This is a genomic window from Streptomyces sp. Edi2 (assembly GCF_040253635.1).
GTDB lineage: Bacteria > Actinomycetota > Actinomycetes > Streptomycetales > Streptomycetaceae > Streptomyces.
Genome location: NZ_JBEJGX010000003.1, coordinates 3,860,940 through 3,874,474, shown reverse-complemented (window position 1 = coordinate 3,874,474; position 13,535 = coordinate 3,860,940). Strand labels below are relative to the sequence as shown.

The following is a 13,535-nucleotide window of genomic DNA, read 5'->3' as shown; positions in this document are numbered from 1 at the left end:
GGGCCGTCCTCTCGGCGTCGGCGGCGTCGGCGGCGTCGGTGGCCTCGGTGGTCGTCGGGCCGCTTCGGGCCGGGTGGTCAGGCCGAGTGGGGCAGCTGCTCCGGCCGTACGGGATCGGTGAACGGTTGCCCCCGGGCATAGCGTTCGAGCTCGTCCAGGGCGTGGTCGGCCAAGCGGTGGAGTTCGGTGCCCAGCGACCCCGCCACGTGCGGGGTGAGCAGGACGTTCGGCAGCTCGTACAACGGGGAGCCGGCGGGCGGGAGTTCGGGCTCGGTGACGTCGAGGACGGCGTGCAGGCGGCCGGAGACCAGCTCGGGGAGCAGGGCCGCCCCGTCGACCAGCGAGCCGCGGGCGGTATTGATCAACGTCGCGCCGTCGGGCAGCAGGGCCAGTTCGCGGGCGCCGAGCAGATGACGGGTGGCGGGCAGCTGGGGAGCGTGCACGGTGACGATGTCGCTGCCGGCGCAGAGGGCGTCGAGGGGCACAGGACGTACGCCGAGCCGGGTGACGTCGGCGTCGGTCACGTAGGGGTCGTGCAGCAGGACGTGCAGATCGAACGGGCGCAGCAGCTCGATGACGCGGCGTCCGATGCGGGAGGCGCCGATGACGCCGACGGTGCGGCGGTAGTTGCCGGCGGCGCCGAGTTCCCGGTGCCAGTCGTGGGCAGCGCGCAGGCCGCGGTAGCGGTGGGCGGCGTGCAGCACCCGTTTGTTGGCGAAGAGGATCGCGGCGAGGGTGTATTCGGCGACCGGGAGGGCGTTGGCGGCGGCGGCCGAGGCGACGGCGATACCGCGTTCCCAGCAGGCGTCGGTGAGGTGGTGTTTGACCGATCCTGCGGCGTGCACGACGGCGCGCAGCCGGGGGGCCGCGTCCAGCACCCGGCCGGTGAGCCGCGGGGCGCCCCAGCAGGTGAGCAGCACCTCGGCCTCGGCGAGGGCGGCGGCAACGGCGGGCGCGGGGTCGGCCAGTTCGTGAGCGACGAGGCGCGGGTCGGTACGGGCGAGGGCCGCGAGACGGGTGTGGTGGCGGGCGTCGAGGAGCCGTTCGGCGATGCCGGGGCCCATCGCCAGGAGCACCGTGGGCCGCCGGTTGGCTGCGCCGGGCGTGCTCACCTCGTTTTCGGCCTGCCCGTCATGGTGGTATTCCGGTGGGGTCATGCGCTCTCCTCCTCCGTGTTCCGTGGGGCGTGCGGAGTTCCTTGACGCGCGGCCTGGCCGGGCGCCCGGCTCGGCTGTGTTGCACGTGGGGCGTTCCCTTGAGGCGCGGCGCCTTCTTGCACGTGCGGCGCTGTGTTGCATGTGCGGCGCTGTCTTGCATGTGCGGTGCTCTCTTGACGTGCGGTCAGCCGCGCCTGAAGGATTCCCGGCGGCCGGTCGTCATCCTCCGTCCCGGCCGGTCGTCATCCGCTGCCCCAGGGGACGCCATGTCCGAGCACCCCGACCGCCGCCACCACCACCGCTATCGGTTCCCCCTCCCGCCCGAGGACCGCCGCCGCAGCGCGTACACCGGCTGGACCCGCGCCCACTGGGAGGCGGTCGCCGACGGGCTGCTGCACGCCACCGCCCCCTACGCCTCCCCGCACCACGGCCTGATCACCCTGCCAGGACCCCGTCCCAGCTCCTCCGGACCCCGCTCGGACGGCCTCGAAGGCTTCGCCCGCACGTTCCTGCTCGCCGCCCTCCGGGTCGCCGGCAACAACGGCCGTGACCCGCACGCCCACCTTTCCCGTTACGCCGAGGGCCTGGCCGCGGGCACCCGGCGTCCCACCGACGCACGGCAGCTGACGTCCGCGGACCCCGACTCCTGGCCCCGTATCGGCGCCGTCCGCCAGGCCCGTGTCGAAGCCGCCTCGCTCGCCCTCGGACTGCGTCTGACCCGCCCCTGGCTGTGGGACACCCTCGACGACGGTGTCCGCGCCCGCGTCGCCGACTGGCTGCTGCCCGCCCTCGGCCCGTCCCCGGTGGACAACAACTGGTGGCTCTTCGGCCTCACCGTCGGCGGCTTCCTGCGCGCGGCGGGCATCGAGACCGATCGCGCGCAGGCCGCCATCGACGGCGCGCTGACCCGTATCGAGGACTGGTACCGCGGCGACGGCTGGTACTCGGACGGCGACAACCGCGCATTCGACCACTACAACGCCTGGGCGATGCACTTCTACCCGGTCCTGCACGCCCACCTCTGCGCCGACCGGACGCTGCTGGCCACCCACGGCGCCCGCCTGCACGCCCAACTGGACGGCTACACCCGCCTCTTCGACGCCAACGGCGCACCCCTGCCGTTCGGCCGCTCCCTCACCTACCGCTTCGCCGCCACCGCCGCCCCGTGGCTGGGCGTCCTCACCGGCCACACCCCGCTCGCTCCCGGTGCCACCCGGCGCCTCGCCTCCGGGGCCCTGCGCCACTTCCTCGACCGGGGAGCCGTCACCCGGGACGGCCTGCTACCGCTCGGCTGGTACGGCCCCTACGTGCCGATGCTCCAGCACTACTCGGGTCCGGCCTCCCCCTACTGGGCGGCCAAGGGCTTCCTCGGCCTCCTGCTCCCCGCGGGCCACCCCGCCTGGACCGACCCCGAGGCACCTCTTCCCGCCGAAACCGCGGACACCGCCCGGCCCCTCGGTCCCACCGGCCTGCTCCTGCAGTCCACCGCCTCCGACGGCCTGGTCCGCCTCCACAACCACGGCAGCAACTCCACCCTCGCCGCCCCCGACCCCTACTACGCCCGCTTCGCCTACTCCACCCGCACCGGCCCGACCGCCGACGGCCGGCTCCCGCCGGATGCCGCCGACGACGACCAGCGAATGTCTGACGGCCGGTCTCTGCGCGGCGGCCGGCCCCTAGGTGATGGCCAGTCTCTGCGCGACGAGCAGTTTCTGCGCGGCCAGCCCTTACGCGGCGAGCAGCCCCTGCGTGGCGACCAGCCTCTGTCCGTCGACCGGACCCCGCCTGACCACCAGCTCCCGCCCGAGGGCCGGCTCCCGCCCGACGACCAGCCCCTGCCCGACAACCACTTCGGTCTGCTCCTCGACGGCCGCCTCACCACCCGCGGCCCCGCCACCCCGCACACCACCGGCCCCGACCGGGCCTCCTCCACCCACACACCCCGGCACGCCGACGGCAGCGCCCTCCCGGGCATCCGGATCCTGTCCGCCACCCTCGTCCACGGCCGTGCCGAACTCCGCGTCCACCTGGTCACCGGAGCCGCCCCCGGCACCCGCGTACGCCAGACGGGCTGGGCCACCACGCCCGACGGCCCCACCGCACAACTCCACCCCGTGCACGGCTACGACACCCCGCCCCGCCTCACCCCTACGGGGAGCACCCTCATCGGCCCCGGCACCCGGACCGCCGTCCTGGAGGGCAGCACCACCGCGGACCCCGGGGGCACCCTCTTCGCAGCCCTGGCATCCCTGACGGGGGACCCTGACCCCGCCCCCGTACACACCCTGGCGACCACCCACCTCACCGGCCACGGCATCCAGGTCACCTGGCACGACGGCACCCGCGCCCACCTGGCCCTGCCCCGCCCGCCCACGGGAGAGGACGGGCGGGAGGTACCGGGGGGCGGGAGATAAGGGACCGGCGCCGGCCCCCTGCCCCCGGCCCGGAGGACGTCACACCGCGTCAGCGGGGCCCGTACTTCCGGCCGGTACGGGACGTCAGGCCGCCCAGCACTCCACGGGGCGCCAGCTTCACGGCGCCCATGAGCGCCTTGTACCGCGGGTCCGGAATGGACAGGGACTTACCCCGCGTCAGATCCTTCATCGCGGCGTCGACCAGCTTGTCCGCGTCCAGCCACATCCACCCGGGGATGTTGTCCGTCCCCATCCCGGCCCGCTGGTGAAACTCGGTCCGTACGAACCCCGGGCACAGCGCCATCAGCCGGACGCCGCTGCCCGCCAGATCCCGCGCGGCGCCCTGGGTGAACTGCACGACCCACGCCTTGCTCGCGCCGTAGGTGCCGCGCGGCACGAACGCCGCCACCGACGCCACATTGACCACCGCGCCCCGCCGGCGGTCCCGCATCCCGCGCACCGCGGCCGTGGTCAGCCGCAGCACCGCCTCGCAGTGCACCTTCAGCATCGTGAGCTCGTCGGCCATCGGGACTTCGAGGTATTCGCCCTTGTTGCCGAAACCGGCGTTGTTCACCAGCAGGTCCACCGGGTGCTTGGGGTCCGAGAGCCGCGCCTCGACGGCGGCGATGCCCTCCTCGGTGGACAGATCGGCGCTCAGCACCCCGGCCTCGATGCCGTGCCGGTCGTGCAACTCGGTGGCCTGTTCGCGCAGTCGCTTCTCGTCGCGCGCGACCAGCACCACGCTGTGGCCGTCACTCGCGAGCCGCCGGGCGAACGCCGCCCCGATGCCCGCCGTCGCTCCCGTGATCAATGCAGTCGTCATACGGGCACGCTATCCGCCCGGGGCCCGCCGCCCCGGCCCCTCCCCCCGGCGACGCGGCCGCCCGCGCGGACGAGCAACCCGCCCTCCGGCAACCGGGCCAAAGGGACCGCCGCTCCCGGCCCGCACGGCCCGCTGACGCCCGGCTCCCGGGGCCCACCCGACTCCCGCGGCCGCCCGGCCACAGTGCCGCCCCGCCCCCGGGGCCCTGCTCCCTGCTCCCGGGATCCCGTCCACCCCCTACGCCCATCCCGCGCCAGGCCCCAGGCCACCCCGCCCTGGGCCCACGCCCCTCCCGCGCCAGGCCCCACGGCCACCCCGCCCCCACGCCCATCCCGCCCCGCCCCGCCCCACGCTCAACCGCCCTGCCGCTCGACGTACTTCAGCGCCTTCTCCCGGGCGTCCTCCCCGAGCGCCCCGCCCGCCTCGAGCAGCCGCGGCAGCAGCTCCCGACGGAGGGTCAGCGCCTGGAACGCCAGCCGGATCGTCACCTCGTGATCCGGGCGGTGCACCACCTCCACCGCGTCCCCCGCGCAGATCTCGCCCTCCTCGATCACCCGGAGAAACGCGCCGGGCACCGCGGCCTGGGTGAACCGTTTGATCCAGCCGTGCTCGCCCATCCAGCCGTGGAACGTACGGCAGGGGATCCGCGGTGAACTGACCTCCAGCAGCAGCTGCGGGCCGACCCGCCAGCGTTCGCCGATGAGGGCGCCGGTGACGTCGACGCCCGACGTGGTGAGGTTCTCCCCGAAGTACCCGTTGGCCAGATCGCGGCCCAGTTCCCGCTCCCACTCGTCCAGGTCCTCGCGCGCGTAGGCGTAGACAGCCTGGTCGTCGCCGCCGTGAAAACGCAGGTCGACCACCGCGTCACCGGCCAGCCCGCTGCCCCCGGTGCCCTGGGGGCCGGGGGCGGTGACCCTCACCGGGCCGTCCACGGGCCTCTTGTCGATCCCCGTGCCGCCCTCGGCACCGGTGTGCTCGGAGGGGGCGGGCCGTCCCACATTGACGGTCAGCAGCTTCATGCGGTGCTCCGTTGCTCGATCGGCGTGGTGGAGGGAAGCGGAGGGAAAGGGGAAGGGCCGTCGGGGGCGTCCCCTCGCGTCCCCTCCTCACGCATGCCCTCGATACGGGGCGGCGCCGGCCCTCCCGTCCAAAAGCATGAACTCTTTTTTCCCCGGTCAACCCAAGACTCGCTTATGCTCGAAACATGATCGAGGCCCGTCATCTCCGCGTGCTGCGTGCCGTCGCCACCACCGGCTCCTTCTCCGCCGCCGCGCGCGAGCTGGGCTGCACCCAGCCGGCCGTCAGCCAGCAGATGAAGGCCCTGGAGCAGTCCGCCGGCACCCCGCTGCTGGTCCGTGCAGGCCGCGAGATGAGGCTGACCCAGGCGGGCGAGGCGCTCGTACGCCACGCCGTGGGCATCCTGGCCGGGCTCACCGCCGCCGAGGAGGAGATCGCGGCCATCGCGGGCCTGCGCGCCGGACGGGTGCGGCTGGTGTCCTTCCCCTCCGGCAGCTCGACGCTGGTGCCGACCGCCCTCGCGACGATGCGGGCCGACCACCCGGGTACCCGGGTCTCGCTGGTCGAAGCCGAGCCGCCGCGCTCCATCGAGATGCTGCGCAACGGCGACTGCGAGATCGCGCTGGCCTTCCGCTATCCGGAGGTGCGCGGCGCGGACCCGGCGGCCGGGGCGGAGTGGGACGACCTGGTGGTCCGGCCGATCCTGGCGGACCGGCTGATCGGCCTGGTGCCGGACGGCCACCGGCTGGCGAAGGCGGGCACCGCGCGGTTCGCCGAGCTGGCCGACGACGCCTGGATCGCGGGCTGTCCGCGCTGCCGCAGGCATCTCGTGGAGGTCTGTGAGAGCGCGGGCTTCACCCCGCGCATCGACTTCGCGACGGACGACTATCCGGCGGTGATCGGCCTGGTCGGCGCGGGCCTGGGGGTCGCCGCGCTGCCGGAACTCACCCTGGAGTCGGTACGCCCCAAGGGGGCCACGGCCATACGGATGGAGCCCGCCGTGCACCGCGAGATCGTCGCGCTCACGCTGCCTGATCTGGCAAACGTCCCCGCCGTCGGGGCGACCCTCGACCGGCTGGCGGATGCCGCGGGGCGCTGAGGGAACGGAGCACGCCCCGCCCGGCCGTCGCCGGGCATGCAGAAACGTTTCTTCAGGAGCGATGTGCTCCCGAAGCTCAGGCGCCGGAGACGCCCGCGGGGCCGGTCATGGAGGACGCGGGGACGAGCCGGTGGCGGGCCCGGCCCATCAGCTCCTCGCGTTCGTCCTCCGTCAGGCCGCCCCACACCCCGTAGGGCTCGCGGACGGCCAGCGCATGCGCCGCGCACTCGGCCCGTACCGGGCAGCGCATGCAGACCTCCTTCGCCGATGTCTCACGCGCGCTGCGGGCCGCTCCGCGTTCACCCTCGGGATGGAAGAAGAGCGAGCTGTCCACGCCGCGGCAGGCGGCGAGCAGCTGCCAGTCCCAGAGGTCTGCGTTCGGGCCCGGGAGGCGGGAGAAATCTGCCATTGCTTGTCCCCTCGAAGCGGTGCTGATTCGGCCTCGGTGCTCACGACGGTACATCTACTGTCGAAGTAGATGTAAATATGACTCATTGCGAATCTAGTCACAGTCACCATGAAAATGGAAGAAAGAGAGCCAAATAGGGCATAGGGTGCACGCGCGGATGCCGGTCGCCCGATGAGTCGTCTGCGTATCCGGCTCCTTACGGAGCGTGCTGAACTCGGTCGCCGAAGCCGTAACTCTTTCGGGTGACCGTCGTTGAGAGTGCGGAGGCGATTGGCAGAGGTAGCCGTCGGGCAGATGTCCGAGGCCGCCAATCGCACAGGTGACGATACGTACCAGCCTGGAGGCTCAAGGTGACGCGCATCAGCTGCGGAGGGCGGTCATGACATCCGTCCTCGTCTGCGACGACTCCCCGCTTGCCCGAGAGGCGCTCCGTCGGGCGGTGGCAACCGTGCCCGGCGTCGAGCGTGTGACGACCGCGGCCAACGGCGAGGAAGTCCTCCGCCGCTGGGGTGCCGATCGCTCGGATCTGATTTTGATGGACGTACGCATGCCCGGTCTCGGCGGTGTCGAGACCGTGCGCCGGCTGCTGTCCGCCGACCCGGGCGCCCGGATCATCATGCTCACGGTGGCCGAGGACCTGGACGGTGTCGCGCTCGCGGTCGCCGCCGGTGCCCGCGGCTATCTGCACAAGGACGCCTCGCGCGCCGAGCTGCGGGCGACGGTGACCCAGGCGCTCGCCGACCCGACGTGGCGGCTCGCCCCGCGCCGGCTGCGGTCCGCCGAGATGGGTGCCGCGCCGACGCTGACCGCGCGCGAGATCCAGGTGCTGGAGGGCATGAGCCACGGCCGTTCGAACGCCGAGATCGGCCGTGAGCTGTTCTTGTCGGAGGACACGGTCAAGACCCACGCGCGGCGCCTTTTCAAGAAACTCGGCGCCTCCGACCGGGCGCATGCGGTGGCGCTGGGCTTCCGCTGGGGACTGGTCCGCTAAGGCGTTGTGACGTGCAGCGATGCGGGGGAGTGAAGATCCCCGCCCGCCCTGCGGCGGGCGGGGCCGTGGGATGCCCCGCAGGCCGCCGTGTCCTGTGGCGGTCCGATTCCCCGCGCGGTGCCGCATCCTTGAGGTATGGAGTTCCTCGGGGACGGGTCGGTCGGGCACGAGGGGAGGGCGCAGGACATGACAGCCGGCGCACCTGCCGCGCATAACGCTTCAGCGCACAAGTTCGGACCTGATGCCGCGGATCGTGCGGCGCCAAGGCACCATGGTCCGATGCGTGATGACGGGAAGCAGGAAATCGGCGCTCTCGTCGCACGTGCCGTCGAGGGGGACCAGCGGGCCACCCACGATCTGCTGGCTCATGTGCACCCCCTCGCCCTGCGCTACTGCCGCACCCGGCTGTCGAGGCTGCCGGGTGACGCACGGCACTTCGTCGAGGATCTGGCGCAGGAGGTCTGTGTCGCGGTGCTCTGCGCGCTGCCGCGCTACCGCGACACCGGCAAGCCCTTCGAGGCGTTCGTCTTCGCCATCGCCGGCCACAAGGTCGCCGATCTGCAGCGCGCCGCGATGCGGCATCCGGGCAGCACGGCCGTGCCGTCCGACGAGATGCCCGAGCAGCCGGACGACTCCCTCGGCCCCGAGGAGCGGGCGCTGCTGAGCAGCGACGCCGAGTGGGCCAAGAAGCTGCTGGCGAATCTTCCGGAGAACCAGCGGGAGCTGGTCCTGCTGCGGGTCGCCGTCGGGCTGACGGCCGAGGAGACCGGGCAGATGCTGGGGATGTCGCCCGGCGCGGTCCGGGTCGCCCAGCACCGGGCGCTGAGCAGGCTGCGGGCGCTCGCCGAGCAGTAGCAGATCCCCGCTGTCCACGGCGGAATATCGCCGTAGAAATACACAAGTGACAAGGCCCTCACCGCTCGTGGATTGGGACACTTCCTTAGGCCGTTAGCATGGGAGTCCGCGCTGAGGCAAGAGCATTGGGGAAGGTGTCATGAGTGACAACGTCGACGGTATGCCCGCCAAATTCGCCATGCTCGGGCTGACATACGACGACGTGCTGCTGCTGCCCGGCGCGTCGGAGGTGCTGCCCAACGCGGTGAGCACCGCTTCCCGGGTCTCGCGCAATGTCGCGGTGAACATCCCGCTGCTGTCCGCGGCGATGGACAAGGTCACCGAGGCCCGGATGGCCATCGCCATGGCCCGGCAGGGTGGCGCGGGCGTCCTGCACCGCAACCTGTCCATCGAGGACCAGGCCAACCAGGTCGACCTGGTCAAGCGCTCCGAGTCCGGCATGGTCACCGACCCGATCACGGTCCGTCCGGACGCCTCGCTCGCCGACGCCGACGCGCTGTGTGCCAAGTTCCGTATCAGCGGGGTGCCGGTCACCGATGCCGCGGGCAAGCTGCTGGGCATCGTGACCAACCGCGACATGGCCTTCGAGATGGACCGCAGCCGTCAGGTCCGCGAGGTCATGACGCCGATGCCGCTGGTCACCGGCAAGGTCGGCATCTCCGGCGAGGACGCCATCGAGCTGCTGCGCCGCCACAAGATCGAGAAGCTGCCGCTGGTCGACGACGCGGGCGTGCTCAAGGGCCTGATCACGGTCAAGGACTTCGTCAAGGCCGAGAAGTACCCGAACGCCGCCAAGGACGCCGAGGGCCGGCTGGTCGTCGGTGCGGCGGTGGGCGTCGGCGGCGAGGCGTACGAGCGGGCGCAGGCGCTGGTCGAGGCCGGTGCCGACTTCCTCGTCGTCGACAGTGCGCACGGCCACAGCCGCGGCATCCTCGACATGATCGCCAAGGTCAAGTCCAACATCAACGTCGATGTCGTCGGCGGCAACGTCGCCACCCGTGACGGCGCCCAGGCGCTGATCGACGCGGGCGCGGACGGCATCAAGGTCGGCGTCGGCCCCGGCTCCATCTGCACCACCCGCGTCGTCGCCGGTGTCGGCGTGCCGCAGGTCACCGCGATCTACGAAGCGGCGAAGGCCGCGAACGCCGCCGGCGTGCCGCTGATCGGTGACGGCGGCCTGCAGTTCTCCGGCGACATCGCCAAGGCCATCGCGGCCGGCGCGGACACCGTCATGCTGGGCTCGCTGCTGGCCGGCTGCGAGGAGTCGCCCGGCGAGATGGTCTTCATCAACGGCAAGCAGTTCAAGTCGTACCGCGGCATGGGCTCGCTCGGCGCGATGCAGTCCCGCGGCCAGGCCCGCTCCTTCTCCAAGGACCGCTACTTCCAGGACAACGTCCTCTCCGAGGACAAGCTGGTCCCCGAGGGCATCGAGGGCCAGGTGCCCTACCGCGGCCCGCTCTCCTCGGTCGCCCACCAGCTCGTCGGCGGCCTGCGCGCCTCCATGGGTTACGTCGGCTCCGCCGACATCCCCGAGCTCAAGGAGAAGGGCCACTTCGTCCGCATCACCTCCGCGGGCCTCAAGGAGAGCCACCCGCACGACATCCAGATGACCACCGAGGCGCCGAACTACACCCGTCGCTGAGATCCCCGGATCGAGGGGCCGGATGACTACTGAGGCGCGTCACTACACACGTCGCTAGCACGGCCCTACCGTGAAGCCCGCGGCCGCTCCCCGGCCGCGGGCTTCGGTGTGTCGGGGATACTGGAGCCGCAGACGTAGAGGGAAAGGCCACACACGTGACTGAGATCGAGATCGGGCGCGGCAAGCGCGGCCGCCGGGCATACGCATTCGACGACATCGCCGTCGTACCCAGTCGCCGCACCCGCGACCCGAAGGAGGTCTCGATCGCCTGGCAGATCGACGCCTACCGTTTCGAGCTGCCGTTTCTGGCCGCTCCCATGGACTCGGTGGTCTCCCCGCAGACCGCGATCCGCATCGGTGAGCTGGGCGGCCTGGGCGTCCTCAACCTGGAAGGCCTCTGGACCCGGTACGAGGACCCGGAGCCGCTGCTCGCCGAGATCGCGGAGCTGGACGGCCCCACCGCCACCAAGCGGCTCCAGGAGATCTACGCCGCGCCGATCAAGGAAGAGCTGATCGGCCAGCGCATCAAGGAGGTGCGGGACGCCGGTGTGGTGACCGCCGCCGCGCTCTCCCCGCAGCGCACCGCACAGTTCTCCAAGGCTGTCGTGGACGCCGGCGTCGACATCTTCGTGATCCGCGGGACCACCGTCTCCGCCGAGCACGTCTCCTCCGCGGCCGAGCCGCTGAACCTCAAGCAGTTCATCTACGAGCTGGACGTCCCGGTCATCGTCGGCGGCTGCGCCACGTACACCGCCGCGCTGCACCTGATGCGGACCGGCGCGGCCGGTGTGCTGGTCGGCTTCGGCGGCGGCGCCGCGCACACCACGCGCAACGTCCTCGGCATCCAGGTCCCGATGGCGACCGCGGTCGCCGATGTCGCGGCCGCGCGCCGTGACTACATGGACGAGTCCGGCGGCCGCTACGTCCACGTCATCGCCGACGGCGGTGTGGGCTGGTCCGGCGACCTCCCCAAGGCGATTGCCTGCGGCGCCGACGCCGTGATGATGGGCTCCCCGCTGGCCCGCGCCACGGACGCGCCCGGCCGCGGCCACCACTGGGGCATGGAGGCGGTCCACGAGGACGTGCCGCGCGGCAAGCGGATGGACCTCGGGGCGGTCGGCACCACCGAGGAGGTGCTGTTGGGGCCGTCCACGGTTCCCGACGGCTCCATGAACTTCTTCGGCGCGTTGCGCAGGGCGATGGCGACGACCGGGTACTCGGAGCTGAAGGAATTCCAGCGGGTGGAGGTCACGGTCGCGCCTCGGCGGTGACTTCCCACGTTGCCGGGTGACCCGCCGTTTTTCTTTCCGTGGTTCTTTCCCGCCTTCGGCGGGAGCGGGGTTGGTTGTGTGGGGTGGGGCCCCGAGGTGAGTGGTGGGTGCCGGTGACGGGGCCTCCGGGGTGGGTGTGTGGACTGCTTCGCTTTACGTCCACACACCCACCCCTCCGGCCCCGCCCCCTCCCGTCCGTTGTGGGGCTCCACCCCGGTGGGGGAGCAGAAGAAGACAAGAGACCAGTAGCTCGGCCCGCACCACGATGCGGGCCGAGCTACTGGTCTTTGACGATTCCCCCCACCGGGCGGGGGTCGCGTTCCCGGGCGGGAGGTGGTGGGCCGGAGGGGCCTGTGTTGTGGACGTAAAGCGAAGCAGTCCACAACACAGGCCCCGGAGGCCCGCCACCGGCACCCACCACGAACAACAAGCGGCCCCCGCCCAACCACCACCCCACCACCGCCGGAGGCGACCCGCAGACGGCAACGTGCGGCTACAGACGATGCGCGGCCCCCGTCGGAGTCGCCCCGCGAGTATCCAGCAGCAACTGCGCCTTCACGGACAGCCCCTGAAGGTCATACGTGCGGTGCGCCTGCACCAGCACCGTCAGGTCCGCGGCGGCTGCGGCTTCGTACAGGGAGTCGGCCCTGGGCACGGGCCGGCCCAGTACGGACCACTGGGGGACGTACGGATCGTGGTACGTCAGGTGCGCGCCGAGTTCCGTGAGGCGGGAGGCGATTTCGAGGGCCGGTGCGCCGGTCTGGTCGGCGATGTCCGGCTTGTAGGTGACGCCGAGCAGCAGGACGCGGGCGCCGCGGGCGGATTTGCCGTGTTCGTTGAGGAGGGTGGCGCAGCGCTGGATGACGTAGCGCGGCATCCGGCCGTTCACCTCCTGGGCGAGTTCGACCATGCGCAGCGGATGGTGGCCCGGGGAACGGCCCTTGTGGGAGAGGCCGTTGGGGTCGACGGGGGCGGCGTGGCCGCCCACTCCGGGGCCGGGGCGGAAGGCCTGGAAGCCGAACGGCTTGGTCTCCGCGCAGCGGATGACGTCCCACAGGTCGACGCCGATGTCGTGGCAGAAGACCGCCATCTCGTTCATCAGGGCGATGTTGATGTGGCGGTAGTTGGTTTCCAGGAGCTTGGCGGTCTCGGCCTCGCGGGGGCCGCGGGCGCGGACGACCTTGTCGGTGAGGCGGCTGTAGAAGGCGGCGGCGGCCTCCGTGCAGGCGGGGGTGAGGCCGCCGATGACCTTGGGCGTGTTGGCGTACCGGTGGGTGCGGTTGCCGGGGTCGTGGCGGCCGGGGGAGCAGGCGAGGTGGAAGTCGCGGCCGGCGGTGAGGCCCGAGCCCTCCTCCAGGAGGGGGCGCAGGAATTCCTCCGTGGTGCCCGGGTAGGCGGTGGATTCGAGGATCACCGTGGTGTGCGGGCGCAGCTGTGCGGCCAGGGTACGGGCGGCGTCGGCGAGGGCGGTGAGGTCCAGCGCGCGGTCCTCGCCGAGAGGAGTGGGCGCGCAGAGGACCGCGGTACGGACCCGGCCCAAGGCGGTGGGATCGGTGGTGGTGCGGAAACCGGCGGAGAGCAGGCGGCGGAGTTCGGTGGCGGACAGCGGCCCGTCGGCACCGGAGAGGGCGGCGGTGTGCGGGTCGGGGTCGTATCCGATGGTGCTGATGCCGGCGGTGGTGGCGGCCTGGGCGAGGGGGAGGCCGAGGTGACCGAGTCCGATGACGGCGAGGTCTGCGGGCATGCTGCGGCCGTCCTTCCCGAGCGACTGCGAATGACGTGGGCGCATGACGTAAGCGGCTGGCGACTGTGCATAAGTAGACTAAGCGGATATTTGACCCAGAATAGGGATTGATG

At 72.1% G+C, this 13,535-nt stretch carries 11 protein-coding genes; 6 read left to right on the top strand and 5 right to left on the bottom strand.

Annotated elements, in window-relative coordinates:
* Positions 1-77: 77 nt before the first annotated feature.
* Complete coding sequence (locus ABR737_RS20265) at positions 78-1,064, bottom strand: hydroxyacid dehydrogenase (RefSeq protein ID WP_350256859.1); 987 nt, start codon at positions 1,062-1,064, stop codon at positions 78-80.
* Positions 1,065-1,423: 359 nt separating this feature from the next.
* Here ABR737_RS20265 and ABR737_RS20260 point away from each other — a divergent pair, with 359 nt between their 5' ends.
* A complete protein-coding gene (locus ABR737_RS20260) occupies positions 1,424-3,571 on the top strand; it encodes a DUF2264 domain-containing protein (RefSeq protein WP_350251576.1) in 2,148 nt (715 codons plus the stop codon).
* Positions 3,572-3,620: 49 nt separating this feature from the next.
* On the opposite strand, the gene ABR737_RS20255 is transcribed toward ABR737_RS20260, so the two are convergent.
* The gene (locus tag ABR737_RS20255; protein ID WP_350251575.1) at positions 3,621-4,394 is read right to left on the bottom strand and encodes an SDR family NAD(P)-dependent oxidoreductase; all 774 of its coding nucleotides are present in this window, start codon (positions 4,392-4,394) and stop codon (positions 3,621-3,623) included.
* A 353-nt stretch (positions 4,395-4,747) separates the two neighbouring features.
* Complete coding sequence (locus ABR737_RS20250) at positions 4,748-5,413, bottom strand: MOSC domain-containing protein (protein ID WP_350251574.1); 666 nt, start codon at positions 5,411-5,413, stop codon at positions 4,748-4,750.
* Between the two features lie 185 nt (positions 5,414-5,598).
* On the opposite strand from ABR737_RS20250, the gene ABR737_RS20245 reads away from it, so the two are divergent.
* Entirely contained in the window at positions 5,599-6,510 is a 912-nt protein-coding gene (locus ABR737_RS20245) for a LysR family transcriptional regulator (protein ID WP_350251573.1), read from the top strand.
* A 76-nt stretch (positions 6,511-6,586) separates the two neighbouring features.
* Here ABR737_RS20245 and ABR737_RS20240 read toward each other — a convergent pair whose 3' ends face one another.
* The gene (locus tag ABR737_RS20240) at positions 6,587-6,919 is read right to left on the bottom strand and encodes a WhiB family transcriptional regulator (protein WP_088798371.1); all 333 of its coding nucleotides are present in this window, start codon (positions 6,917-6,919) and stop codon (positions 6,587-6,589) included.
* Positions 6,920-7,298: 379 nt separating this feature from the next.
* Between ABR737_RS20240 and ABR737_RS20235 the strand changes: the two genes are divergently transcribed.
* From ABR737_RS20235 to ABR737_RS20220, 4 genes are all read left to right on the top strand, one after another.
* Positions 7,299-7,910 (top strand): response regulator transcription factor, encoded by a 612-nt coding sequence (locus ABR737_RS20235; RefSeq protein WP_003948568.1) that lies wholly within the window; start codon positions 7,299-7,301, stop codon positions 7,908-7,910.
* Positions 7,911-8,189: 279 nt separating this feature from the next.
* Positions 8,190-8,765 carry a sigma-70 family RNA polymerase sigma factor gene (locus ABR737_RS20230; RefSeq protein ID WP_043264857.1) on the top strand — a complete coding sequence of 192 codons (576 nt, stop codon included), beginning with the start codon at positions 8,190-8,192 and terminating at the stop codon, positions 8,763-8,765.
* A 139-nt stretch (positions 8,766-8,904) separates the two neighbouring features.
* A complete protein-coding gene (gene guaB, locus ABR737_RS20225) occupies positions 8,905-10,407 on the top strand; it encodes an IMP dehydrogenase (RefSeq protein WP_350251572.1) in 1,503 nt (500 codons plus the stop codon).
* Between the two features lie 155 nt (positions 10,408-10,562).
* Positions 10,563-11,678 carry a GuaB3 family IMP dehydrogenase-related protein gene (locus ABR737_RS20220; RefSeq protein ID WP_088798368.1) on the top strand — a complete coding sequence of 372 codons (1,116 nt, stop codon included), beginning with the start codon at positions 10,563-10,565 and terminating at the stop codon, positions 11,676-11,678.
* Between the two features lie 493 nt (positions 11,679-12,171).
* On the opposite strand, the gene ABR737_RS20215 is transcribed toward ABR737_RS20220, so the two are convergent.
* Positions 12,172-13,422, bottom strand: coding sequence for a nucleotide sugar dehydrogenase (locus tag ABR737_RS20215; RefSeq protein ID WP_350251571.1), 1,251 nt, complete (start codon positions 13,420-13,422; stop codon positions 12,172-12,174).
* Positions 13,423-13,535 lie beyond the last annotated feature (113 nt).

What these genes read in the sequence shown, in the direction of transcription:
- ABR737_RS20215 (WP_350251571.1), bottom strand. Translation starts at nt 13,422, where the DNA reads ATGCCCGCAGACCTCGCCGTCATCGGACTCGGTCACCTCGGCCTCCCC.
- ABR737_RS20240 (WP_088798371.1), bottom strand. Translation starts at nt 6,919, where the DNA reads ATGGCAGATTTCTCCCGCCTCCCGGGCCCGAACGCAGACCTCTGGGAC.
- ABR737_RS20260 (WP_350251576.1), top strand. Translation starts at nt 1,424, where the DNA reads ATGTCCGAGCACCCCGACCGCCGCCACCACCACCGCTATCGGTTCCCC.
- guaB (WP_350251572.1), top strand. Translation starts at nt 8,905, where the DNA reads ATGAGTGACAACGTCGACGGTATGCCCGCCAAATTCGCCATGCTCGGG.
- ABR737_RS20235 (WP_003948568.1), top strand. Translation starts at nt 7,299, where the DNA reads ATGACATCCGTCCTCGTCTGCGACGACTCCCCGCTTGCCCGAGAGGCG.
- ABR737_RS20245 (WP_350251573.1), top strand. Translation starts at nt 5,599, where the DNA reads ATGATCGAGGCCCGTCATCTCCGCGTGCTGCGTGCCGTCGCCACCACC.
- ABR737_RS20265 (WP_350256859.1), bottom strand. Translation starts at nt 1,064, where the DNA reads ATGGGCCCCGGCATCGCCGAACGGCTCCTCGACGCCCGCCACCACACC.
- ABR737_RS20255 (WP_350251575.1), bottom strand. Translation starts at nt 4,394, where the DNA reads ATGACGACTGCATTGATCACGGGAGCGACGGCGGGCATCGGGGCGGCG.
- ABR737_RS20230 (WP_043264857.1), top strand. Translation starts at nt 8,190, where the DNA reads ATGCGTGATGACGGGAAGCAGGAAATCGGCGCTCTCGTCGCACGTGCC.
- ABR737_RS20250 (WP_350251574.1), bottom strand. Translation starts at nt 5,413, where the DNA reads ATGAAGCTGCTGACCGTCAATGTGGGACGGCCCGCCCCCTCCGAGCAC.